Source organism: Paenibacillus nicotianae, assembly GCF_042681745.1.
Taxonomy (GTDB): Bacteria; Bacillota; Bacilli; order Paenibacillales; family Paenibacillaceae; genus Saccharibacillus; species Saccharibacillus nicotianae.
Genome location: NZ_JBHUGF010000010.1, coordinates 438,037 through 464,275, shown reverse-complemented (window position 1 = coordinate 464,275; position 26,239 = coordinate 438,037). Strand labels below are relative to the sequence as shown.

Below are 26,239 nucleotides of genomic sequence, written 5' to 3'. Positions count from 1 at the left end.
TTCAAAATGTATCTGTATTGTTGTCTACAAATATCTTCGTTATACAAAAGACTCTACCTAATTAGGTAGAGTCTTCCTATTATATCGATCACATAAAGTCAGTCGATATGATTATGATTTGGCTGGTACTACTTCTTTTACATTAACTGTAGTCGACAATTTTTTATCGCCGTATTCTACTTTAATAGTAGTTGTTCCTTTAGCAACTGCTGTAATTGTACCTTGAGTCACTGTAGCAATATTCGCTTTGGTACTTGTCCATGTTGCTTCTTTTGTTACATCGACTTTGGTACCTGTATCGTATTCAGCTACGATCTGAACAGATTTAGCATCGCCTACTGTCAATTTCAAAGCTTTCTCAGAAAATGTTAATTTTTTCAACTTCGCTGTTACATTCACTTTAACAGTCAATGTTAATCCTTGGTATGAACCTGTTAGCGTAGTTGTTCCTAGATTCAATGCTTTGACGCTTGATCCTTTAACAGTAGCTACCGAAGGATTTGAAGAAACCCAATTCATTTTAGTTGAAAGTGTTACTGATTTGCCTGTGGCAGCATAGATACCGACTGCTTTAATCGTTTTACTCTTTTTAATATTCAATTCAACCACATCTGGTGTAACAGTGATTGATTTAATTTTAGGTTCCATCGTTACTGCAACTTTAACTGTTTTGTTAAGGTAAGTTCCTTTAAGCGTTGCTTTACCATTTAATAAAGCTTTTGCTTTGGAACCTGTTAACAATAGGCTTTCAGAAGAAGATGTCCAATCGATATCATTACTTACATCGACGGTAGAACCTTCTACTGTCATTGCTTCTACTTTAGGCAAGTTTGCAGATTCACCAACGACGATACTTAAAGTTGTTACATCTGGCGTTAATACCAATAGTTTGGTCTGAACCGATACTGGCACGGTTACTTTAAGATCACCGATCGTACCGACTAGATTCACATTACCTTCACTTTCAGCTTCTACTTTAGTGGTTGTAACTGAAGCAATACTTCCGTCACCTGCACTCCATTCTACAAGCTTAGACAAATCTACAGTTGTTCCATCTACTGCTGTACCTGTTACTTTAGGAAGTGTAGCACTATCCCCTGTAACCAAGTCGATTGAATCTACACTAGCTTCTACTTTTTTCATTGTTTTGTAGACTGTAACTTTGAAGCTCTTTGTATAATCTTCGTACTCTGCTTTGATCGTAGAAGTACCTTCTACCCACGGAGTAAGCAAACCTTTGTCTGCTGTTACGTTGATTGCATTCGATGAAGTCCATTTTACATCATTCGTTACATCTGTAGGGACGCGAGTCGCATCTGCTACTTCTGCTTTGATTTGTTTTGGCGTATCACCAATAAACATCACTTGATCTTCTTCAGGTGTTAACATGAGACCCTGAAAAGAAGAACGTACATAAATCGTTTGTGTATCTGTAAGTCCAGCATATTTAGCTGTAATCGTTGTTGTACCTTGTTTAATTCCTTTTACCGTACCCAGCGATACAGTGGCTACTGCTGCACTGTATGTAGACCATGTTACTGAAGAAGTCACATCTTCTGAACTACCGTCATTTTTGGTAGCTGTTGCTGTAAATGTATAAGGCTGTCCGATCGTTACATTTGCTGCTACGTCTGGCGAAATTTTTAATGCTGTATAAGGTGAAGTGACTGTTACTTTTTTGGTAGCAGATAGATCGCCATATTTAGCAGTGATCGTAGTCGTCCCTATTCCTACAGGTGTAATTGTTCCTGCTTTTACAGTAGCTACTGTAGATACAGAAGAAGTCCATTTTGCATCGTCGGATACATCTTCGGTATTGCCTGAACCATCTACGGTTGATACCGTTAAGTCTGTAGCATCGTCATCTAAAGATAGAGTTAAAGCATTATCGTCTGCAAATTTAAGCGATACCGCATTGCTTTCTGCTGCAAAAACTCCGGCTGGAAATAGTGTACTCGCTACGATAACAAGTGCAAGCATCCATTTTGCCATTTTGGCAGTATGTGTCATTAATTTCTCTCCTTGTATAACGTATTTGTGATCTTCTCTGTCCATTCCTGTATTAATATCGGTTGCAATACTATATTTTTGAAGACAATTGTTCCAAAATAAGGCTATAGTCCTGTAAATCCTCTTCTTTTTCTGGAAAATCAAGGTGTATTTTCACTGCTATATTGTTCAACATCCACGTAGAGAACGGACAACAAATCGATAATCTGATTTGCGTAAAATACGTCCATTGCCCAAAAATACTTGTTGATGATCATGCTTTACAATCTGAGCACGTAATTCAACCAATCGATCTCCTTGCCAGATCATAACCTGAGAGCCGAAAAGAATAGCATTATCGAATTGCACAGGTAATTTCATAACATACCCGATATGATTCAGTTCTGCGGCAGAAGATTCTACTTCTTGAGGCAACTGTTCTAATTCTTTGATATATAAAATATCATTTAATAGCACATTGATCGCACCCGGTTGTAAAATCAACCGATTTTTGCTTTCATCCCAGTACTGAATCGTACCATACAATCTAGAACTATATTCATCATCACGAGTAACCATTACTTTTTTACCTTCCCAATGCTTCATCTTTTCACCTCCCTTGAGTATGAATCTTTATGTGATATTTGGAATATGCCAGTCAATAGGATGTTCACCATGTTGTTCTAAAAATTCGTTTGTACGTGAAAACGGCTTGCTTCCAAAAAAGCCTTTGCGAGCGGCAAACGGACTTGGATGAGCAGAACGAATAATCAAATGACGCTCTTGATCGATAAAAGATTCTTTTTCAGCAGCATGATTGCCCCACAACAAAAACACCATTGGTTCTTTTCTTTTATTAAGCGCATGAATAACGGCATCCGTGAATTGTTCCCATCCTTTACCTCGATGAGAAGCAGGCTTAGATTCTCTTACGGTTAATGCTGTATTAAGCAACAGAACACCTTCTTTGCCCCATTGTACAAGCGAGCCATGATTCGGTGTCGGTACATCGATATCTTCTTTTAATTCTATGTAGATATTGCGTAAAGATGGCGGTACTCGTACTCCTGGCATTACTGAAAAGCTTAATCCTTCGGCTTGCCCTGCGCCATGATATGGATCTTGTCCCAAAATTACAGCTTTCACATCCGCGTATGGCGTTAATCGGAAAGCTTGAAAAAGTAAATCACGTGGCGGATAGACGACAGCTTCTTCATATTCTTGATCTAACCATGTCATTAACTGTTGAAAATAAGGCTTTTCTATTTCTTCTTTGAGCACTTCATCCCAATCATTACCGAACATATACAACATCCTTTCTTATCAATTGATTGTAGTTTGACAAAAAAAGGACCAACCCATTATTCATGAGTCAGTCCTTTGTACGATAGGTGTACTTCTATAAACACGTATACCTACTTGAATGCTAAGGATCTCACCGTTCACCTATAAGCAACATTTATAATAGAAAGTAAATGATACTATGCGTCTGTATTATAGCGTATTCTAGGTTCTAAAGGCAAGAATCTAGAGCATCTATTATAGGGAATGAATGGATTCTATCCTTTGTATCTTTCTATTTGCGAACAGGTACATTAAAGTCATCGACATTAATATGTCCGAATCCTCCTGTAGATTGATCTACTACTTTAATGTAGAGTTCTTCTCCCAGATAAGCAGAGGCATCCCAAATCTTTCTTTGATACTCTTCATAATTAGTAGCTGTTTCTTTAAATAACTCTTTGCCATCCGATGCTCGAACAAGTGCTACATATAACTTATCGATATCACGACCTCCACTGAGCAAGAAATTAATATGTCCATTTCCACCGAGGATAAACGGTTGTGATTGTAGCGTACCTGTTAAGCTATCTCCTCCAGCTTGTTCATTGAATCCCCATAAATGGTATCCACCCGGGATTTTGTGTGAAGGATTGAAATAAATCGTATCCCAGAAAAACTTTTGATCGGTAACATGTACATTTTGGAAAGCATTCCCTTCGGTAATCCATCCTGTAAGATCACCTGTAGCAAAATCGTGATTAGGCAAGTCTTTAATATTGGTGTATTTCGTATTATCCCAATCAGCGGGTACATCTACAGGTGCGGCAGGTTCACCTGTCAAAGCATTCATATTCCACACTTCCATCGACTTCACCTGAATATCTTGATCTGCCCAGACTTGTAATCCAAGCGAATCATATCTACCGACATAGACGCGAGTTGTCAGCTTTTTCTTATCGTTGGCAAAAGCTTCAATAACCGAACGATCTAGGAAAATATGCAACTTCAGATTTTCTCCGTCAAGGTCTACATATCCACCCTGAATGCCATCGACACGTACATCAGGATCTACACTACTTTTATTGCGATCAACATTAAAAGTTCCATTGGTTTTATCATAATAAATTAATGTTTCCTCTTCACCTTTATCTGAGCGTCTGACTTTCAGTCCAAACTTCTGAGATTGTTTAGGATCGATTTCCATAACGATTTCTAACGTATCGCCTTTGACTGCTTGAATCGCTTGATTAGCGGCTTGTAGATTTTTATTTTTAAAATCTACTATTTTTGCTCCTCGTAGACTCTCTAACTCTTCTATCGGCTTAATCTGTAATTGATCCTGACTATCCAAACTTAGCGAAATCGGTAATGCTAAATTATGAGCCCAGCCTGCTTGATATTCGGCTTGTGGTGTTCTTACATTTTGCACCATCGAATAAATCACTGTTCTACCGTCTGGTGTGACCATACCACTTTCAGCCGTTAAATAGCCATCACCTACATCCAGCTTAGAAGGCGCTTCTTGATCCGGTATAAATTTGAAATGTTCTCGATCCCATGTGCCGATCCAGTAAAAGACTTCAACATCTCGTTGTACATCATTCGCCGGAGCAACATGTTCTGGTTTTTCATGTGGATTAATCATAAAAATATATTTTTCTTTGCCTGCACTATTTTTACCTATTGGTAGTAATACAGGTAATTCCCATACGGTACCCAGTTCAGGATATAGGGTTCGATCACTTTCATATAAAGGACCTTTGTACTCCCAGTTATACATATCGTCTGATACATAGACCAATGCTGTACCACTGCTAAAATCCTGCATACCGGACGTGACTAATTGATACCACTTATCGGTTTCTTGGTCATACCATACAAAAGGATCACGAAATTCATTCGGAATCCCTTTACCGTTCTGTTCAGTCATCGGTGTAGGATGCTTCACCCATTTTTCCAAATTAGGATCGTCTAGATTTGCAGGTTTAGCTAGAGCTGTACGTTGATTAGGAGATAATGAATCATTTCCAGCTGTATAAAATAAAACCGGATTACCTTCGCGATCATACGCTGCGCTTCCAGACCATGTACCATCAGGATCGAGACTGCCTGCTTCTGGCGCAAGTGCAGGTCTTACATTTTCCCAATGCACCATATCATCACTGACCCAATGTCCCCAATGAATCTGATGCCAGAAAGGCTCTTGCGGATTGTGTTGATAAAATAAATGATATTTTCCGTTAAAATAAATCGGTGCATGTGCTTCATTCATCCAATTTTGTGGCGGCATCGCATGATATTGTGGACGATGCTGATCTCCATCAAACACAGCAGGATCTTCATCAATATCACCATTTGGAATAGTTGGAATATTGCCTCCATGTAGAGCTTTCACATTTTCATATTCGGCTAGAATCTCTTGAGAAGTAAGGGCTTTGTTGTATAGCTTCAATTCATCAATGAGCCCGCTAAACATATTAAACGAAAATAAACCTGCTAGCTCTACTGGATTGTTATTTTTGCCAATAATTAAATCTGCGGAAGAAGGAGTGATCGGCACATCAACAGGTGTTGCCTGAGAAGCTACTTGCTGACCGTTCAAGTACAACTTAATCACACCTTCTGCTTTGTCAAAAGTAGCCGTTACATAATTCCATTTGTATTTTTCAAGCGGGTGATCTTTAACCCATACTTGAATCCACTGACCACCGATTCCTAACTGCATCGACCATGTGCCATGTCGATACATTCCCAGTGCAAAACCTTCTGCTTTATCCGGGTTAGACTGATTGACAATCGTAGATAGCTTGTTGCCATCTCCCCATTCATAGCTACGTGGAGCTACCCAAGCTTCGATCGTGAGTGCATCATTGACAGGAACAGTGTCTTTGGCTTTAATTTCAATATCATTTGAATATCCGTCAAATAGCAAGGCTCCACCTTTTACTCCACGTGAAGTCCATCTAGGATCTTTGGAATCCATATATCTGGCATTGTTAAATACATAGTTCACATCATGTTCGATATTAGTAACTTTTTCTAATGCTTTCTTGCCTGTACCCTCATCAAAATCCATATCAAAAATAGTACCTATATTGTTGGCTTGAAAAGCATCCACCGCAATACTAGCTTGATCGGATTGATCGATAATTTTCAGATACAGTTGCTTATTGTAGTATTGCTTGAGTTGCCACGAGATCTTCTGATTGGCACTGACGGTATCTGTCTTTTTCAGTAGCATGTCTGTTTGTGCATCATATAGTGCAACATAAGCATCCTCTGGATGGACGATATCCAGAATTGTAAAGTTTATGATGCCTGTTCCTTGAAATTGGAATGTACTGGAAGTTAATGAACCTATTCCTTCCAGAGAAGATTTGGCATAATACTGCCCTTCTTTACCTGCTTGAGATTCATCGGTCACTTGAAAAGGAGTACCGTCTACTGTCCAACCTTCAACATTGCCTGTCTCAAAGCTACGATTTTTAATTTCACCGGGAATACTGGCAACTGGAGTCATATTTTCTGCTACTATGCCTTGTTGAGGAGCTGTGGTATATAGCGTTTTGAAATCATCTGCGAAGAGTAATCCCCAATCCGAGGTTGCGTGATCGACAATCTCAATATATAGATTTTTCCCTATATACTTGGACAAATCTGCTTTATACTGCTCCATATTTGCAAGTCTTAATCCTTGATTGGGATTAGGAAATCCAGATTCATTAAAAGCAGAATTGCCGTATTTGGCTACAGAATTGCCTGTATCCGCATCAATAATGTTTACATAGGCTTCATTATTATGCTTACCTCCGCCCAATCTAAACGTAATCCAACCTGTTCCACCAAGCTCGAACGTACTTGAACGAAGTGTACCTGTAGCGGATTCATCATATTTCCAACCATTTAGATGATAAGAGCCTTCTTGATTGTATGGAATTTGTTCAGCCCACCATGTGGTTTCATTCGATACACTGTTATTACCAAATGCGTTACCTTCAACCACAGTCCAGCCGGTAAGATCTCCTGTCTCAAAGCCTGAATTGGTAATCTCATAGACAGACTGTGTAACAGATAATAGAGGATTTTGATACACTGCATCTGTCACCGATGATTGGATGTCTTTCTGCGAAATCGACATATCACTGATCGTAGATGTAGGTGCTGCTGCCGCTGATAATTCAGGAGCGATACATTGAAGAATCATAATCGGAATAATCAATTTGGAAATCCAAGATTGTCTACTCTTGATATTGTTCATTAAAGAGCCTCCTTTATGATATAAAGCGCTTCTACCAAATCGATTGCATATCCCATACTTCCATCGATATCACTTCTAACTCTCCATCGCTCCAAAGTTCCAGTTCCAACGCATCTGTTCGGCTAGGATATACTCGGGTCGTTAAGCTTTTCAACCCGTTGGCATACGCTTCGATCATAGAACCATCCAGATAGATATGAAGCTTCAACGGATCATCATGAATGTCTAACGTCCCACCTTGGATACCTTTACAGACCTCTTGAGGATTCAGTGTTGATTTGGTGCGATCAACTAACAACTGAGCATCATTTCGATCGTAATATAACAATGTTTCTTCTGCGCGATCCGGTGTACAGCGCACTTTAATCCCTATTTTCTGAGCTGTACTGGATTGCAGTTCGACCTGAATCTCAAGTCGGTCACCTTGAACAGACGTGAGAATATCATTAGCTTCATGTAACGACTTTTTTTTGAACGATACATGTTTTGTTCCACGCAGGGATTGCAGTTCTTGAATAGGTTCTATGCCTAACCGTCCATCTTCTCTCAAATAGATGCTTAGTGGCAACCCTGCATTGTGTGCCCAACCTGCTTGATATTCGAGTTCGGAAGTGCGATCGCCCTGCGCAATCGTGAAAATAATTTTCCGATTGGTTTTGGGATCAACCATTCCGCTCGGCCCTGTAAAATGAAAGTCTCCTACATCGATTAATTGAGGTTCTTCTTGATCCGGTATAAATGACAATTGATGCTTATCCCATTGCCCGATCCAATAGAACACTTCAACATCTGCACCTTCTCCGACAGGGCTAACTAACAAAATATGCTTTTGCTGACCCTTTTGATCGATTCCTAAAGGGAGAAATACAGGTAACTCCCAGATCGGCCCAAGATAAGGATATTTCTGAAGATCAGGTTGATAAAAGATACCTTTGTACGTCCAATCCAGCATATTTTCGGAAGAGAATGTAAGTGCTACTCCGCCTACATCTTCAATACCTGAGCCTACCAAAGCCAACCACCGATCATCTTCTTTCCATACAAAAGGATCGCGAAAATCTCCAAATGCGCCTATTCCATCAGGTTGCATTATCAAAGGCTCTGGATATTTAGTCCATTGCACAAGATCAGAATCGTGATCTTGCAAATAAGTGCTTTGTGCCAGAGCTACACTTTGATTGGGAGAAAGACTGTTATTAGCTGCTGTAAAGAACAAAACAGGTAGCCCATTTGCATCATAAGTGGCGCTTCCAGACCAGATGCCATCAGGGGAAAGATGATCATTTTCAGGTGCTAGCGCTATAGGGAGATCGCGCCAGTGCACAAGATCATTACTCACCCAGTGTCCCCAATGAATATGATAAAAGAACGGCCCTAAAGGGTTATGTTGATAAAATAAATGATATTGCCCGTTAAAATAAATTGGTGCATGTGGTTCATTCATCCAATGAGCAGGTGGACTAGCATGATACTGTGGTCGATGTCGATCTTGTAATAATGGTGTTCGATCAAGCTTGATCTCGTCATATGGCAACTGTGGATGTGTCCCTTCAGGCATAATATTTAATAAATGTTGATAAGAAGCAGTAATCTGCTCTGTAGTCAGTGCTTGATTGTATATTTTGAGTTCATCAAGAATGCCACTGAACATTTGCAACTGGAACACGTCAGCAAGTACACTGCTATGATTATTTTTACCAATAAGCAGCTCTGTATCATCCGCTTGAACAAGCCGAGAGCCTATAGGTACGTTAGTACAAGCTATTTCACTACCATTCAAATACAATTTGAGTTGTCCCTGATCTCCGTCAAGTACAGCATGGATACAAGACCATGTATTTTTGGGAAGTTCATATCCAGCAGGAGCCCAGACTTCTTTCCACTCTCCTGTATCCAGTCCCACTTGAAAAGACCATGATCCATGTCGGGACATTCCTAGCAAATAGCCTTGTTGTCGCTCCATATGATGACGATTGATGATAGCTGTTAGCTTGCCTTCGTTACCCCAATCATAAGAGCGTGGTGCTACCCATACTGCTATCGTAAGTGTAGAGAAAGAGTCTACTTCACTACCTATACTGTTCTTATCCAATGTATGAGCAATATAGGTTGAATATCCATCGAATAAAAGCCCGCTTCCGACAACACCGTTTCTCCACTGTGGATCATGTTGTTGCAACTCTGATGAACGAAATACATCATGTATAGGATCTTGAACTTGAGAAATATGCTCTACAGTGCTTGATCCTTGACCTTCATCAAAGCCCCAATACATTATCAATCCAAGATCTTCTGCCAGATGACTCATGTATCTGACCCCCGGACGGTAGCATCTTGTATCGCTATCGATTTCAGCGTATGCAATTGAAGCGAATGTATTGTTGCCTGACCTGATTTCGTACTGATCTCGATAGAATCAAGTGGAGCATCAGGAAAAATCTGATCGGTGAGTGCGACAATACCTTGATTGGCATACACTTCTATCGAATTACGATCTACCCAAAGATGCAGATGTAATTGTCCATTTTCTATTGCTAAATTAGCACCATGTTTAACAGCAAATAAAGGGTGAAAATCTGTGATTCCTGAACGAGAACGGTCGATAAATAACCACTGTTGTACAGGATCGTAACCAACAATCACTTCACTTTGTTGCGAAGATTTGAGAATAATATGAACTTCATCTTGCAAGCGCACATCAATCTCTACATCTATTTCGATCAGATCGCTATGAGTAGGCTCTGCAAAAGGAGTTGCAGGAGTAATACAGACATTTTCCCAATATCGAGATTGTTCACGTAACTGTTGTACTTCTTGTACAGGCATTTGTATTAATGTTGTATGTCCGTTGTTAGAAGTTAAAGATAAGGCGCGCGGTAGAGTCATAGCCCCCCTCCACAGATCTGTAGGTGTATTATTGGCATATTTCCAATTACTCATCCAGCCGATAATCACCCGGCGTCCATCCTGTTCAGGGATATCTGACCAGGTCACACCTGCATAGTTATCTCTACCGTAATCTAGCCACATAATATGATCTTGAGGATGATCATTGGTAAAAGTATGACCGTCAAAATCTCCTACAAAATATTGTGTTCGTGATCCTTCAGGACATTCAGGATGATCTCCTATACTTATAATCAGCACCCACTTGGAATACCCGGTATCATCTACAGGTAATTCAAATAGATCAGGACATTCCCATACGCCATCATGTGAACCTTGACCTTCACCAAATGTTCCGGTGAACGACCAGTCTAATAAATTGCGAGATGTATACAATCGTGCATGATCGCCTGCAACAATCACCATAATCCAGTGAGCACTTTGCGAATGCCAGAATACTTTAGGATCTCGAAAATCAATTAATTCTTTTTCAGTGATAACAGGATTTCCAGCGTACTTGTGCCATGTATGCCCTTGATCACTACTGTAAGCCAGACTCTGACGTTGGCGGGGTTGATCGGTATCTGGATCAGTATCCGCATGAGTAAATATAGCGATTAATCCATGAGAATCTTCAAATAATCCGCTACTATTATTCCAATCTACAACACAGCAACCTGAAAAAATCGCTCCATGTTCATCTGGAAATAAAGCAACCGGCATATGTTGCCACTGGATAAGGTCTTTGCTAACAGCATGTCCCCAGTGCATAGGGCCCCATATTGTACTGTACGGATGATATTGATAAAAAAGATGATACATGCCTTCATAATATACTAATCCATTAGGATCATTCGCCCAGTTAGCAGCAGGTGCAAAATGAAAACCTGGTCTGAATACATCGGTTGTATGCTGTTGATTTAACTTTATAAATTGTTCAATCTCGTCTATTGTTGGCATCGCTTCAAGGGCCCCTTTTCGTGTAGTCACTAATGCGCCTCCAGCGTTGGCAAAAGTAAGCATACTTATCATTTGTTGCGTTGTTACATGTTCCAAAGCATATTCACTCTTTAGAATGTGATATAACAAGCAACCTAGAAAAGCATCACCAGCGCCTGTAGTATCGATAGTGTCAACTTGAAAACCCTCTACATATCCTTCAAGATGAGCTAGGCGATAATAACAACCTTTTTCAGCTAAAGTCACTACGATCAATGAAATGCCAAATTGCTGTTGTAACTCTAACGAACCTTTTTCAATATCATTGGTGTTGCATATAAAATAAAGTTCTTCTTCTGATATTTTCAAAATATCCGCATAATTCATTCCCCACAATATCTGCTGTCTGGCTTCTTCTTCACTTTCCCATAAAGACATTCGTAGATTCGGATCAAATGAAAGAAGTACTCCTGCTTCTTTGGCTTGGATAACGGCAGTCTGAGTCGCCCTACGTGCAGGTTCATGAGTCAACGATAATGAACCAAAATGCAGTACTTTACACTGTTGAATCCGCTCCAGTGAAATATCTTCTACTTTCAAAAAAGTATCCGCCCCTGGCTTGCGAAAAAAGCTAAAAGATCGATCGCCTTGATCATCTAAATGAACAAAAGCAAGCGTTGTACTCGCTTCGTCTGTAAAAGAGACTTCAGATACATCCACTCCAACATCTAACAATCGTCGATGTAGTAACGAACCAAATGGATCACCTCCTACTTTACTGATTAATCCAGTACTGACTCCAAGACGGGACAGTGCAGTCACGACATTAGCAGGCGCACCTCCAGGATGGCACTCAAAAAGTTCATTATGTTCGGCTGTACGTCCAGCCGGGGTAAAATCGATAAGCAATTCTCCAATAGCAATAACATCAAGCACAGTTGTTCTCCACCTATTCTCTATTTATTTTGTAAGATTGGCATTATAACGATCAAGTCCAGTCTGATAGATTGCCATCAATTCATTCAGACCCATTTTTTCTAATGTTTTTAAATAATCATTCCACTCTTCATCGGTCACGCCATCTACAATAAATCGTCCTCTTTTGGTATTAACGTATCTCATCAATTCAGGCTCTATTCTGTTGATCTTGTCCAATTCTTCGGCTGCAAAAAAGATATTCGGGTATTTCTCTTTTTCCATATAAGGGACATAGTATTTTTCCAAATCTTTAGCACGATTCTGAGCACGAGGCTCCATATCTACCACTTTTCCAAAATCGTCAGCAGTGATCACACCTGGCCCCCCTGATCCCGGAGTTACCTTTTGACGATACTCTCCTGCCGATGCTCCTTCTGGAAGTGGAAGGTTAACCAATTTGCCAGTGCTGTCTTTTTTAAATATGATCCCTAATGGCCCCCAGTGAATTTGCGCAGCCATATACGGTTCATATTGTTGATCAATCCAACGCATCGTCACTTCGGGATTACTGTTAACACTAGTAATAGCAAAAGCTCCACGCCCTGGCCCGCCACCGTTAGCACGTCCAATCAATTGATCTCCTTATGGGCCTTTTAGTGGAGAAAGAAGAACGTAATCTTTGGCACGTTCTGTTCCAACCACTTCTTCAGCTTCCCACCAGATATAAGATCCAAGCGTCTCATCTATCGTTTTGCCTTTAGACAAATACTGTGCGGCATCTTGAGTAAACGATTCTGGGTCTATCAAACCTTGCTTGTACCATTTTTCATGAAAATACGTTAGCGCTTCTTTGTATTGAGGTTGAGTCGCTGTAAAAATCACTTGTCCATTACGAACCACCCGGTGTTCTAGATTATCAGGAAGCCCAAATGCTCCAAAAAGACCTGCAATATCCATACACCATTGCATATGCATAAAACTTAACGGGATTTCATCAGACTTACCGTTTCCATTAGGATCTTGTGTTTTGAAAGCCAATAAAGCTGCCGTATATTCATCTAACGTTTGCGGAACAGGCAGCCCTAATTGATCTAGCCACGATTTATTAATCACATGAAAAAAAGGATTGATTTCCAGATTGTTTTCTTCCCAGGAAGGTAATCCGTAGATATGCCCATCTGTGGCTGTAATGGCTAACTTGATATCAGGACGACGCTTCAACAATGCTTTCAAATTAGGCGCATATTGATCGATCAAATCTTCCAACGGAATAATTGTGCCGTCTTTTCCATAATTGATTAACTCATAATCGGTAAATCCTGCGGCATAAAAAGCATCCGGCAAATCTCCACTAGCAATCAGCAAATTTTTCTTTTCTGTATAATCGGTATCTGGGATATTCTCCCAATCGATTTTGACATGCGTTTTCTTTTCCAGACCTTTGAAAATGTCCATTTCTGAAAATTCTGGAGCCAAAGCAGACTTTGGAGCTACCATTTTCAGTGTTACCGTTTCATCTACAATAGGCAGACCGGTTTGACGAAAAGCTACTTTTTTACTGGGATCGCTACCTTGATTGTTAGAACTATTATCGTTGGAACATGCACTTAATACTAACGCTGCACTTATTATCCAAATAGCGGAACTTTTGAATACAGATTGCACGATATTTAACCTCCTTATACTTTCCAACAGCTATAATCTCGTACCCCTTTTTTTGAAAATAGAGAGATCTGAAATAATAGCTTCTTTTCAACTGTCGTTAACTTAGCCTTTGATTGAGCCGATCATGACACCTTTGACAAAGTACTTTTGCAAGAATGGATATAACATCAGTAAAGGTAGGCTTGATACCATAATCACGCCGTATTTAATCAATTCGGTCACCCGCATTTTCGCTGCATAAGATTCGACATCTATCATCATGCCCGAGTTGACCTGATTTTGAATAAGAATATTACGAAGTACTAATTGCAACGGGTATTTTTTATCATCACTCAAATAAATCAAAGCATCAAAGAAACCATTCCAAAAGCCAACTACATGATACAGCACCATAACCGCTAAAATAGATTTGGATAAAGGAAGCACAATACTCCAAAAAAATCGAGTATTGGAACAACCATCGATAGAAGCCGCTTCCCACATTTCATCCGGGATCGATGATTGAAAAAACGTTCTGACGATAATAACGTTAAATACACCACCTGCTCCTGGAAGAATAAGCGCCCACATCGTGTTCAACAGATGCAGATCTTTAATTAGTAAGTAGGTAGGAATTAACCCTCCACTAAAAAACATAGTGATGAGCAAAAACCACATAATTAAAGACTTTCCAGCAAGATTTTTACGAGCTAAAGGATAAGCTGCAAATACGGTAACCGCAACTCCGATCAGTGTTCCGAGTGTGGCATACAAAATCGAATTGGCGTATCCAATCCATATGGAAGAATCATTAAAAATCCGAGCATACCCATCTAAAGTAAATCCTTTAGGAAATAACCAAATCTCACCCGAGTAGATATAATTCGGATCACTGAATGAAGCGACCAGTACAAAATACAATGGATATAATACAAGCAACATAATAAAGGTCAGTAGAATATAATTGATAATGTCAAACCACATATCTCCACGACTTTTACGCTTTAGCAATAAATTCAAAATAAACTCCTCCCTACCAGAGACTGGTTTCTGTCATTTTTTTGGCAATTCGATTGACTGTAACAATCAGAACAATATTAATCAGTGAGTTAAACAAACCTACTGCTGTTGAAAAGCTATATTGTGCTTTCTGAATCCCCATTTCGTACACATAAGTCGGAATAATATTGGAGGTAGCATAATTGAGATCACTTTGCATCAGGAATGCTTTTTCAAAACCTATGCTCATGATATTACCGAGTGCGAGAATCAATAAGATCACTATCGTTGGCAAAATACTTGGAATATCGACGTACCATACACGTTTCCATTTGCTTGCACCATCCATCGTTGCGGCTTCATGAAGTTCAGGATTAACACCGGCCAGTGCAGCCAGATAAATGATAGTGGCGAACCCTGTTTCTTGCCAGATACCTGATAATATATAGAGTGGACGGAACCATTCTTCATCTGCCATAAATAGAATGGGTTCTCCTCCAAACAGAGTGATTACATGATTCACCATTCCACTATTGGGAGACAGAAAAACGTTAAGCATACCGATCAGCACAACCGTAGATATAAAATGCGGTGCATAAATGACTGTCTGTACAAATTTTTTGTACGTTTTTCCTAGCATCTGATTCAACATGATTGCAATAATGATAGGAGCAGGAAATCCGAATAATAAAGATAAAAAGCTAAGTGAGAGCGTATTCATAATAACTGTCCAGAAATTATAGGAATTAAAAAAATCGATAAAGTGTTTAAATCCTACCCATTCACTTCCCCAGATTCCACGACTCGGTGAGAAATCTTTAAAAGCAATTTGTACGCCATACATAGGATAATATTTAAATAGAAGATAAATAATAATGATCGGTAGTAAAAACAAATACAGCTCATAATCACGCTTGAAGCGACTCCATCTTTTGGCTTTGACTTTAGTTGGTTTTTTGACCTGGCTAGTTATCGAATCCACTCTCATTCTCCCTTTCATTTCAAGCATTTTTGAAACGTTTCCAATTTGATCTAAATAAAATATTCATGTGTATTTTTACTTGTAATATTATTTTTGAAACGTTTCCAACTTTTAATAAAAAACAGCAAGTACTCCTTATTACACAGTATGTACTGAAGTTTTTTGATCTAAAAAAAGATCATGTCGTTTCCCCTTGTTTGAATATCACTGGAATACGGTATACTTGCTGATCCAAAGAAACACCTTCCATTTTGCGATACAGAAGCTTTATACTCATACGCGCCATTTCTTCTACCGGCTGCCTGATCGTGGATAATATAGGATGAAAATAAGGGCTATCTTGAATACCATCATAACCGATCACTTTCACATCTTCAGGAACCGAAATACCCTGTTTGGTCGCTCTATCAATATAATTCGCTGCTAACATATCTGTAATCGCAAACACACCATCGATATCAGGATATGTACCAAAAAACTCATCAAAATAAGCTTGATCGTCTATGATAGGGTCTGCTTTTTCATAAATACTATAATCGACTCCTAATGCTTCTGCTTCATCGATAAATCCTTTTCTTCGATTCATCGTTTCACTAGATACAGAAGTAATACTCCCCATAAAAGCTGGCTTGCGTGCTCCTGCTTTGACCAGTTCTCTCAAAGCTAAGCGTCCTCCTTCATAATTATCGGAAGTGACACAGGTGATCTTTTTATTGAAATGGCGATCAATACTTACAATCGGGATATCATTACTGACACTACTTTCAATATCGTTATACGTTATGCCTACAATACCGGCGACTTTGTTTTGTCGTAACATATCCAAATAATACAGTTCTTTTTCCGGTTTCCCACCGCTATTGCATAACATCAATTTGAATCCTTCTTGATCCAATTCATCTTCAATATAATAAGCTAATTCAGAAAAGAAAGGATTCCAAATACTTGGAAGCAATAAGGCGACCATTTTGGATTTTTGCATTTTGAAATTACGAGCGACTTCATTTGGAAAATAATTAAGCTCTTGGATAGCTTCTTCTACTTTTCGACGTGTGATCGGTTTGACAGCTCCAGAGTTGTTAATGACTCGAGAAACTGTTCCTACAGCAACGCCGGCTAGCATAGCTACATCTTTAATGCTTGTCATTTAACACCTCCGACCTTTCTTATGGAATTTATAATAGCACCAAATTGGAAACGTTTCAATACTTTTTTGGAAACGTTTCATTTTAAAAGTAAATCAAATAAAAAGGACTTACTCTTTGTGCAAGAGTCAGCCCTTTTATCCTGTAGATTAATTGATTTATCTTATATACATCTAGCTATTCAATTCCGGTTGTCGTTCATTGATATTGATATGTTGTTGAAAAGCGGTAAATACAATCTCAGGTAATATCTCTTTATCTGTTATAGGGTACTTGTTATTCTCTACCGATAAAGATTCTGCTGAAAATAATGGTGCTTCTTGACGACAACAAGTCACTGTAAGTTGTTTGGATTCACCCGGGAAAAGAGTAAAATAAGACTCACTTGCTGTTATCCAAAAACGATCATTGGATTCATACGGATAGATATGCAAAGCTACACTATCTCCTTGATTAGTTACTTTATATTCTCTATTCCATAATGTATAAGCGATACCATCAGATAACGAAGTACGCCACTCTTGATTGACTTCTACCTGTAAATGAGAAACACCTTTTTGAAGCGTAGGTGCATAGATCAACTGTTGTTTTGTTGAAAAAGTATACATATTATCGGCAATAGACTGCTCTCCACATACCGACTGCAAACGGATATAAAATAATTCATCTTCTGTCTGCGGAATTGTACAGCGGAACAAAGCAGGTGTTATCACTTGGTTAGAATCCGTTGTTCCAACAATATGACGTTCTTGCAAAATCTGACCTTTGCTGTTCAGCAACTGTATATCCACTTGAAACGGTTGATCTTGATCGTGACTGACAATACGTAAAGGAAACGCAACAACCTCACCTGCTTGATAATGCAGACTGCGATAATCAATACTTGCTCGAAAAGGAGCATATGCTTCTTTCACCCAATAGTACGCCATTTTTGCTTCATTATAATAATCCACTAGATTGGTACAGGTGACATTAGGCCAAGGTTCATTTAATTGCCAGACCAGACTACCGCTATTGTTAAATTGACGGCTTCGATTAGCATCCAAAATAAAGCGCAATCCTTCCGCTTGAATCCATTGACTACAATCTACAAACGATTCCAATGTGTCGAGCGAACCGAACAATTCGATATCTCGACTATACGTATCCCACCATTCTCCATGATGTCGCCAGACCAGACTATCTTCCATCGAAGTCGGTTGTCGATAAGGTTCGCTCAGGAATTTATGTAGACTGCGAATAGGGCTTAACCCATCTACGCCGAACTCACTATGAAATAAATGATCGGCTTCTCCATATAATACATAATGCTGAGGATTACCTTCATATTTCCAGTGACCATGCACATCATGGCTAACCCCTTTTTCATGGGTAATATATTGAACCGGCCCTGAAGCAGACGTTGGCAAAAACATTCGTTGCGGATCGTACTGCTGTACCAATTGCTGAAGCAATGCTAGATTATGATCATCATAGCTGGAAGGAATATTAGGCGCACTCATTAATTCATTCCCCCCGCTCCAGATGGTAAGGCTGGTATGATTACGGCGACGCTTGAGTGCAGAGATAGCATTACGTTGTAATAAATCCAAAAATTCAGGTTGTTGCGAAGGTGTATTATCGATCCCTGAACTCGATTGAATAAATTCTTGCCAGATCATAATGCCGTGGATATCGCATAATTCATACAATATACTTTTTTCAATAATGCCTCCGCCCCAGATACGCAACATATTCATATTGGCTTCTTTAGCAAGATGAATCAGCCATTCATACCGACGATCGCTTACATTTCCATATAGATGATCCAATGGAGTAATATTGGCACCACGAATATAGATATTCCGTCTATTGAGCCGAACAGTATATGGCAAAGCTTCGCTTGGACTTCCTTCATTAGATACATACTCTAATTGCCGTATTCCTGTACGAGATCGATGTAGATCGCACAAGAGATTCTGTTGAATCAATTTCATTTCGACCGTATATAAAGGTTGGTCACCATATCCATTGGGATACCATAATTGTGGATTAGCAATTACATTTTGAATAGTAAATGTTGGCTCATTCGCTGTTACATCATATTGTAATTGAACGACTTGCGTTCCAACCGGATCGAAAATAGATATTTCGATATGAGCAGGATATTCAGTTGTACCATGTTGCTTGATCTCTCCAGCCACCTGAATCCAGCCTTCATTTTGCTCCGTTAAGCCTGTCTGCACATGGATATCTTGTAATGAATAATGTTGATAGGATTTGAGTACAATATCATCCCAAATACCGATATTAATCAAACGAGTAGAAAAATCCCATTTGTAATTGAATCGACTTTTTTGAGTAAAAGTCGCTGACGTTTTACCGATTTGCCCCATCTCATCCGGTGGATGCTTGAGTACAATTAATAGTTCCACCTGTTCACTTTGTTGCAATTGCTGGGTAATATCGAATACCGCAGGCTCATACATGCCGATATGTTCGCCAAGATATTGTCCATTCCAGTAAATAAGTGCTTCATAATCTAATCCCTGACAGATCAACTCGGTAGCTACTGTATCTGTTGTATGGGGATACACATCTTTCCATTCAAAACAAGTTCGATACACCCACCAGCGATTCTCGATCCACTCACATTGTAGGCTATTCATATCTTGATACGGATTATCAATCCACCCTGCCCGGCATAGATCATAATGAACACCTCCAGGTACAGTCGCTGGCATCCATTCTGTAACTCCCATCAATTCGTTTCCAATTTCCATACTTGTGCCTTTGATCGGAACCCACGGCCAGAACCCTTTAAGTTCCCATGTCATCTGGCTTAACGAATATTCGCGATCCGATGTATACATACTTGCCAATAGAATCGTTCCCTCCTTTGCTAGCTACTTATCCTTTGACTGCTCCACTGGTAACTCCTGAAAAAATATACTTTTGTAAAAATAAATACAACAAAATCGTCGGAATCATAATAATCAGAATAGCCGCGCAAATATTGGTCCATTGTGCTTGATTATTTCCTGCAAACCGCATAATTGCTGTTGAGACTACAACCAAATCTTGCTTGGGCATATACAAAAATGGAATATATAATTCATTGTAAATATTGATCGTTTTCAAAATAATCAAAGTCGCTGTTGCCGGGCCTAGTAACGGTAAAATAATACTGCGATAAATCCGCAATAGACTGGCTCCATCCATCATGGCACTTTCATCTAATTCATACGGAATATTTTTGATAAATTGCAAATAGATATAAATCTGAATGACATCCGCTCCTACAAATAACAGAATCGGCGCATACAGAGTGTTATAAATACCCATCGCTTGAATAATCGAAAACGTGACTACCTGGGTTGTAATCGTCGGAATAATAGTCGCGATTAGAAAAGCACCAATGACCAGCTTTTTGCCTCTAAATTGTATTCGTCCTACAGCATAAGCTACCATCGTACCGAGTATAATATTGCCAAGCAGGGCGATAATGATAATCAGAAATGTATTGAAAAAAGCATGTAGAATATCTGCACGATCTATCACATTGGCGAAATTTTCGAAATTCAAAAAACTAGCCGGTAAGGAGAATGGATTACTGCCTTCATCTTCTTTTTTGAATGCATTTACGAATACCACATACAAAGGAAACAAAACCGTCAATGTTCCTACGATCAAAATGATATATTTCAGCATATGCACAATATCAAACTTTCGAGTCATAAGCAGTCAATCTCCTTTCCGATTAATAACTAGATTTTGTATAACCAAAATAATCGCTGTAAATAAAAGCAGAACTACACTCATCGCTGAAGCTAGACCGTAGTTGTTAAATTGGAACGCTGTCTCAATCGTTTTGAACAAAAACGTTTCACTTGCTCCAGCAGGGCCACCTTTGGTTAGTACAAATGGTAGATCAAATACAGCCAAAGCTCCGCTAAGCGTAAGGAACATATTTAACGAGATAATAGGTGTCAGATTAGGAATCGTGAGCGACCATAACATTTGAAAACGACTGGCTCCATCTATGCGAGCAGCTTCATACATATCTCCGGGAATCGATTGCAGAGCCCCTAGATAAATGACCATATTGTAGCCCATAAAGCGCCAAAATCCGATTGAAGCCAGGGCATAATTGACCAGTGAAGCATTCCCTAACCAACTTTGCTGCCATGATTCTAGTCCAACAAGACCAAGCAATCCATTTAACGATCCATTAGTCGTATCAAACACATATTGAAACATAAAAGCTACAGCCACAGCATTCATAATAAAAGGAAGAAACAACATCACTCTAAAAAAATTACGTCCTCGCAATTTAGAATTGAGAATAACAGCGAATACGATTGCTACTATATTTTGAATAATCCCGATCAATACATATGGAATCTGATGAAGAAATACACCAAACAAATCAGGATTCGTAAAAATTTCAATATAATTGCCCAGTCCAAGCCATTCTTTGACCGGACTGATTCCGTCCCAACTGGTAAAACTCAAGTAGACCAAGCGCATCGCTGGATAATACGTAAAAATAGCTAATAATGCTAAAGGTAATAACAAAAACGAAATCAATATTAATTTGCGTTGTAATGGATATGAAATATGACTCATCGTTCCACTTCATTCCCTTTCTGTAACAGCTTCATTCAGCAAAGCAAGATCGCTTTAATCAAATGATCTGCTTTGCTGATCTTTTCTTATCTGTTCTAGTGTGATCACAAATAGACTTCTGTATCGTGTTGTTAATTACCTAATGATTTTTTGGCATTAGCCCATGCCGCATTATATTTATCGATAATCGTTTGCGGATCAGGTGCTAGTACAAATTCTTGCACAAATGCTTCTTTTGTAATTTGTGCTTTATTTACGATAGCAGTGACTTTAGGATCATCAGATACTGCTTCTATATATTTTGGTTTGAAGCTATTAAATTCAGTAAGTTGTTCAACAGCCGGCTTTTTGTCTTTTAATACAGGAATAAATCCAGCAAAGTCATCAAATCCTGAATCTTCTAGCATCCACTTTACAAAAGCTTTGGCTGTTGCAGGATGTTCGCTATTTTTGTTCACACCGTATGCCCAGTCCGGTGCTAATGTCACATTGTGCTTACCAGAGTTATCGTAAGGGAATGGGAAATATCCGATATTGCTGGAATCAGTGCCACTTTCAATAACTTGTGGAATCGCCCAGTTACCGATCACATACATAGCAAATTTGCCGCTAGCAATATCTTTTTTGGACTGTTCCCAGTTGGTAGAGTTGATATCTGGTTCTAAATAACCTTTTTCATACATATTGCGAATAATGCCCATCGATTGACCATATGGATTATCTAATTGATAAGGAGCATCACTTTCAAGTCGTTTGTTATTGAGATTCGCATCACCTGCTATAGCTGTTGGAATCTCAGACGACCACGGATATAATGTCCACTGATCTTTAAAGTTGGAGGCCAATGCGACTTTACCTGCGGCTTTGAGCTTATCTGCCGCTGCATAAAACTCGTCCAGTGTTTGCGGAACAGCAGTAATACCTGCATCGGCGAACGCTTTTTTGTTGTATAAAATACCTGTTGTAGTTGCGCCTACTGAAATCCCATACACTTTGTTTTCATATGATTTGTAGTCTTTAAAATAAATACGGTCGTTTAATCCGAGATCATCTAATGGAGTGAAATATTTGGGGAGGTCTGAATTAGGAATAGTCGGAATCAATACCACATCAGGAAATTCGCCAGAGCCAACACGAATTTTAGTCGTTTTGTCTAGATCAGTGACCGCTTCAAATTCGACATGAGCATCTGGATATTTTTCGTTAAAACGTTTGGCATAATCATCATATTTTTCGCCAACCATATCTGTCCGATTGGTTAAAAAAGTAATCGTGCCACTAATTTCATTTTTGTCTGCTGGTGTACTCTGACTTCCACCACAGGCTGTCAACAATAACGAAAATATACACATGAGCAGTACAGACAAATATATCTTTTTCACTTTAAAGCCCCCTAATATTGATATCGCTTACATCCAAACATTAACATAATTAAACTTTTATTTCAACAATATAATTATATTTAATTCAACATTATATAATTTTTGAAAAGTATATGATGTAGATGTATAGCAAAAAGACACTCAGCGCACAAGTAGTGCTTGCGAAGTGTCTTTTACAATATATTTGGGTTTCACTATTTCTGTAATCGATATCTATATGTTTGCCTGTACTATATAACTTTGGTGGTTTAGCAATATCATTTGTTGCATACTACACTTTGCTTCTATTTACTGCTTAGGTGCTGTAATCGATGCCCGTTCAATCAATTGTGTAGACATTAGTATATGTTCGGGAGTCACCTCGGGATTTTCGATGCGGCGCATTAACATCTGTACTGCACGCATACCAATATCATTTTTAGGTACACGAACTGTAGTTAATTTGGGGTTCATCAATTCTGTTAATGTTAAATCGTCAAATCCGATAATCGATACATCTTGCGGACAATTTACATCCCATTTCGATAATAAACTAAGTGTCTCTAAAGCTACCACATCATTTCCGCAAAATAGTCCGGTTAAAGCTTGATCTGAGGTTGTTTGCGTTTTCAATGTATCTGAAAATTCACCTGTAATATACATACCTGTACCACTTACACCGATACCGGCAATAAATGTAGCTTGAATTTGTTCATCATTTTTTTCATTAAAATCACGAATCGCTTCACGAAATCCGCGGCTACGTTCACGAAAGCTCCATGAAGCATCTGGATCACCTACAAACCCTACTTTCCGATGACCTTGTGCAAACAAATAATTAGTCGCTTGATAAGCACCTAGAAAGTTATTTGCCAGAATATGATCGATCGAAGGATCTAATAAATTAGCATCTAACATTACAAATGGAAAATCAATTGAACGTAACATTTCGATATAATTATCCGGTAAATGCCCCATCACTATCGCTCCATCTGCTTTACGATCATAGATGCTAGACGGCAATCCTTCTTTGGGGAACAAACTAATATCTATTGTTGATAAAATCATACTAAATTGATGATTGGTTAATTCAGCTTCGACGCCTTGCATCACTTTGCCCCAGTATTCAATATCATCCAAGTATGCTCTAGGCATAAGAACGACAATATTACCAGTTTGAGTATCGGAAACTTTTTTGCGAACCGGCTTAATCCGGTAACCCATTTCTTCAGCAGTTTGCCATATTTTTTCTCTTGTACCTTCATTTACAGCAGGATCATTCGATAACGCTTTGGAGACAAGTGCTTTAGAGACTTTCAATTCATCTGCAATCACTTGTAGCGTAATTTTTTTCATAGAGCTGATAATCCCCCTTTTGTTATATCGTCTATCTGTATTTAGATTCACTTGACTTAACAATAAAGCTTTATTCAACAAATTTCAACTCTAATACTTTCTCTATATGTAGACCAAAAAATCCAAACAGTCACCAAGAGATTTCTCTTAGCTCACTGTTTGGATTCTTTATCTTAGACGCTCTTATTTATGATCGGGTACATATTGTGCAATACCTGTCGTCTATCTTTTATTGCATCATTACTTTAACTTGGGTAACTCATCGCGTGTAATCACATTGGAAGCATTATAGACAGTCTGGATCTGTGCATTGCTATTTTTTTCAAAAGTTAGTTCTGCCCAGCTCATAGCAAATGTCCATTTGGGTTGAGCAGCCAACTGGCTAGGCGTTGGTAGTACATCACATTCGCCAATTGCTATCGGCTTGCCATTTGCTACACTCAAAGCGGTATTGTATTTCTGCGTAGTGAATCCGTCTGGATTGTATACATCCAAAGCAAAGATATCCCAGTACGCACTACCTGGATTGTATACATTCCAATTCAAGTCTAAATCTTGCATATCCCATACCCATACAAGATTACTCAACCCTTTCGTATTCACAAGATAATCATGGGTTAAGCGATACAACTCAGCCGTACCTGTACTTCCCGGACGACCAGCCCACCAGAATACCCCTTGATTCATTTCATGAAATGGACGGAACAATACAGTGACTTTGTTATCTTCTAAATACTGAAGATACTGTGCATAGTTGTCCAAGCGAGCTTTCCACGCTTTATTTAGTGTACCTCCGTTAGTTGTTAAGTCTTTCCACTGAGCATCACTTAAATGACTGACTACTCCACCTTCCCAATTACCTGCATCAGCTTGCGTAGGCGGGGTAACATGCATCATCACCTGTACTATTGCTCCATTATCCCACTGCTTTTTGGCTTCATAAATCATATTCCAACGGTTATTGACATCGTTCGCTGAAAATAATAAATCCCCACTCCATAACCCTGGATATTTACCTGTAATACTTTTTACTTTTTCTGTCTGTACAGCCGGGGTAGCATTCGGTTCACGATTGTGCATGCCGATGACTGTTTGTTTGCCACTAATACTTTTAATATAATCAAGGACTCCTGTAGCCGCTTGGGGATCACTGCCGTATATTTCAAATTCATATAAAGAATAGCCATACGTAGTCGCCCGTTGAAAAGCATACATTTTCACATATCTAGCTGTAGTCGATGGAAACGTAATCGTATTCGTTCCTCCTGTATTGCTATAGTTCGAATACGCTGTTGTCCAGTTCACATTATCGGTAGATGTCTGAATCTGAAATTGCTTCGCATATGCCGCTTCCCAGCGTAAAATAACACTGGATACTGATTGTGCCGCTCCCAAATCAACAATGTAATATTGTGTATCCGCAGTTGTAGATGCCCAGCGTGTCGACGTATTACCATCTACAGCATTAGACGCTATATTGCTACCTGCTTCAGTTGAAGAAACCGTTACTGGTTTGCCCTGTGCCAAATTAACACCCGCTGCTTCCAGTTGAGACGACAAAGAAACAGCTACACCTCCAAACACCAAACTGAACATTACTAGAACAAGCAACAAAGTACGACTTATTTTCACCATCATATTGCCTCCTTTATCAAGTTCAGTGTTTTCTATCTACTCCTATCCTGTAACTAACGATGTGTAACATACATTCACAATTGATAGAGATACTAAAGAGAATATTATACTAGGTTCTACCACCTCCTTAATTATTTTAATTAATATAATTATATTTTTAAAATAATTTGAATTTTGTTTATTATACATATCATACATAATTTAAATATAAAAATATATATATTTTTAGTATTAT

The 26,239-nt window shown here is 38.9% G+C and carries 15 protein-coding genes and 1 pseudogene; all 16 read right to left on the bottom strand.

Translation table 11 applies throughout. The features are described from left to right. Nucleotides 1-111 precede the first annotated feature (111 nt). On the bottom strand, nucleotides 112-2,010 hold the full coding sequence (locus ACFSGI_RS06235; RefSeq protein WP_204823308.1) for an Ig-like domain-containing protein: 1,899 nt from the start codon (nucleotides 2,008-2,010) through the stop codon (nucleotides 112-114). A gap of 168 nt (nucleotides 2,011-2,178) precedes the next feature. Next, entirely contained in the window at nucleotides 2,179-2,595 is a 417-nt protein-coding gene (locus ACFSGI_RS06230; protein ID WP_204823307.1) for a hypothetical protein, read from the bottom strand. A gap of 27 nt (nucleotides 2,596-2,622) precedes the next feature. After that, on the bottom strand, nucleotides 2,623-3,294 hold the full coding sequence (locus tag ACFSGI_RS06225) for a uracil-DNA glycosylase (RefSeq protein ID WP_204823306.1): 672 nt from the start codon (nucleotides 3,292-3,294) through the stop codon (nucleotides 2,623-2,625). 271 nt (nucleotides 3,295-3,565) lie between these two features. After that, nucleotides 3,566-7,531, bottom strand: a complete 3,966-nt coding sequence (locus tag ACFSGI_RS06220; RefSeq protein WP_204823305.1) for a GH32 C-terminal domain-containing protein — start codon at nucleotides 7,529-7,531, stop codon at nucleotides 3,566-3,568. A 31-nt stretch (nucleotides 7,532-7,562) separates the two neighbouring features. Further along, entirely contained in the window at nucleotides 7,563-9,839 is a 2,277-nt protein-coding gene (locus tag ACFSGI_RS06215) for a GH32 C-terminal domain-containing protein (RefSeq protein WP_204823304.1), read from the bottom strand. Next, nucleotides 9,836-12,292 (bottom strand): PfkB family carbohydrate kinase, encoded by a 2,457-nt coding sequence (locus ACFSGI_RS06210; RefSeq protein WP_204823303.1) that lies wholly within the window; start codon nucleotides 12,290-12,292, stop codon nucleotides 9,836-9,838. The genes ACFSGI_RS06215 and ACFSGI_RS06210 overlap by 4 nt, the downstream gene beginning before the upstream one ends. A 24-nt stretch (nucleotides 12,293-12,316) precedes the next feature. After that, nucleotides 12,317-13,939 (bottom strand): annotated as a pseudogene (locus tag ACFSGI_RS06205) (ABC transporter substrate-binding protein). 102 nt (nucleotides 13,940-14,041) lie between these two features. Beyond that, complete coding sequence (locus ACFSGI_RS06200) at nucleotides 14,042-14,938, bottom strand: carbohydrate ABC transporter permease (RefSeq protein ID WP_204823302.1); 897 nt, start codon at nucleotides 14,936-14,938, stop codon at nucleotides 14,042-14,044. Between the two features lie 13 nt (nucleotides 14,939-14,951). After that, nucleotides 14,952-15,905, bottom strand: a complete 954-nt coding sequence (locus tag ACFSGI_RS06195) for an ABC transporter permease (protein ID WP_204823301.1) — start codon at nucleotides 15,903-15,905, stop codon at nucleotides 14,952-14,954. A 172-nt stretch (nucleotides 15,906-16,077) separates the two neighbouring features. Beyond that, a complete protein-coding gene (locus ACFSGI_RS06190; RefSeq protein WP_204823300.1) occupies nucleotides 16,078-17,046 on the bottom strand; it encodes a LacI family DNA-binding transcriptional regulator in 969 nt (322 codons plus the stop codon). A 171-nt stretch (nucleotides 17,047-17,217) separates the two neighbouring features. Then, nucleotides 17,218-19,896: a glycoside hydrolase family 2 protein gene (locus tag ACFSGI_RS06185; RefSeq protein ID WP_379283931.1), complete on the bottom strand. Its 2,679-nt coding sequence runs from the start codon at nucleotides 19,894-19,896 to the stop codon at nucleotides 17,218-17,220. A gap of 37 nt (nucleotides 19,897-19,933) precedes the next feature. Continuing rightward, nucleotides 19,934-20,761 (bottom strand): carbohydrate ABC transporter permease, encoded by an 828-nt coding sequence (locus ACFSGI_RS06180; protein ID WP_204823298.1) that lies wholly within the window; start codon nucleotides 20,759-20,761, stop codon nucleotides 19,934-19,936. A gap of 6 nt (nucleotides 20,762-20,767) precedes the next feature. After that, nucleotides 20,768-21,652: a carbohydrate ABC transporter permease gene (locus ACFSGI_RS06175; protein ID WP_204823297.1), complete on the bottom strand. Its 885-nt coding sequence runs from the start codon at nucleotides 21,650-21,652 to the stop codon at nucleotides 20,768-20,770. A 131-nt stretch (nucleotides 21,653-21,783) separates the two neighbouring features. Beyond that, on the bottom strand, nucleotides 21,784-23,034 hold the full coding sequence (locus tag ACFSGI_RS06170; protein ID WP_379282709.1) for an ABC transporter substrate-binding protein: 1,251 nt from the start codon (nucleotides 23,032-23,034) through the stop codon (nucleotides 21,784-21,786). 288 nt (nucleotides 23,035-23,322) lie between these two features. Then, nucleotides 23,323-24,369 carry a LacI family DNA-binding transcriptional regulator gene (locus tag ACFSGI_RS06165; RefSeq protein WP_204823296.1) on the bottom strand — a complete coding sequence of 349 codons (1,047 nt, stop codon included), beginning with the start codon at nucleotides 24,367-24,369 and terminating at the stop codon, nucleotides 23,323-23,325. A 240-nt stretch (nucleotides 24,370-24,609) separates the two neighbouring features. Further along, nucleotides 24,610-26,004: a glycosyl hydrolase gene (locus ACFSGI_RS06160; protein ID WP_204823295.1), complete on the bottom strand. Its 1,395-nt coding sequence runs from the start codon at nucleotides 26,002-26,004 to the stop codon at nucleotides 24,610-24,612. Nucleotides 26,005-26,239 lie beyond the last annotated feature (235 nt).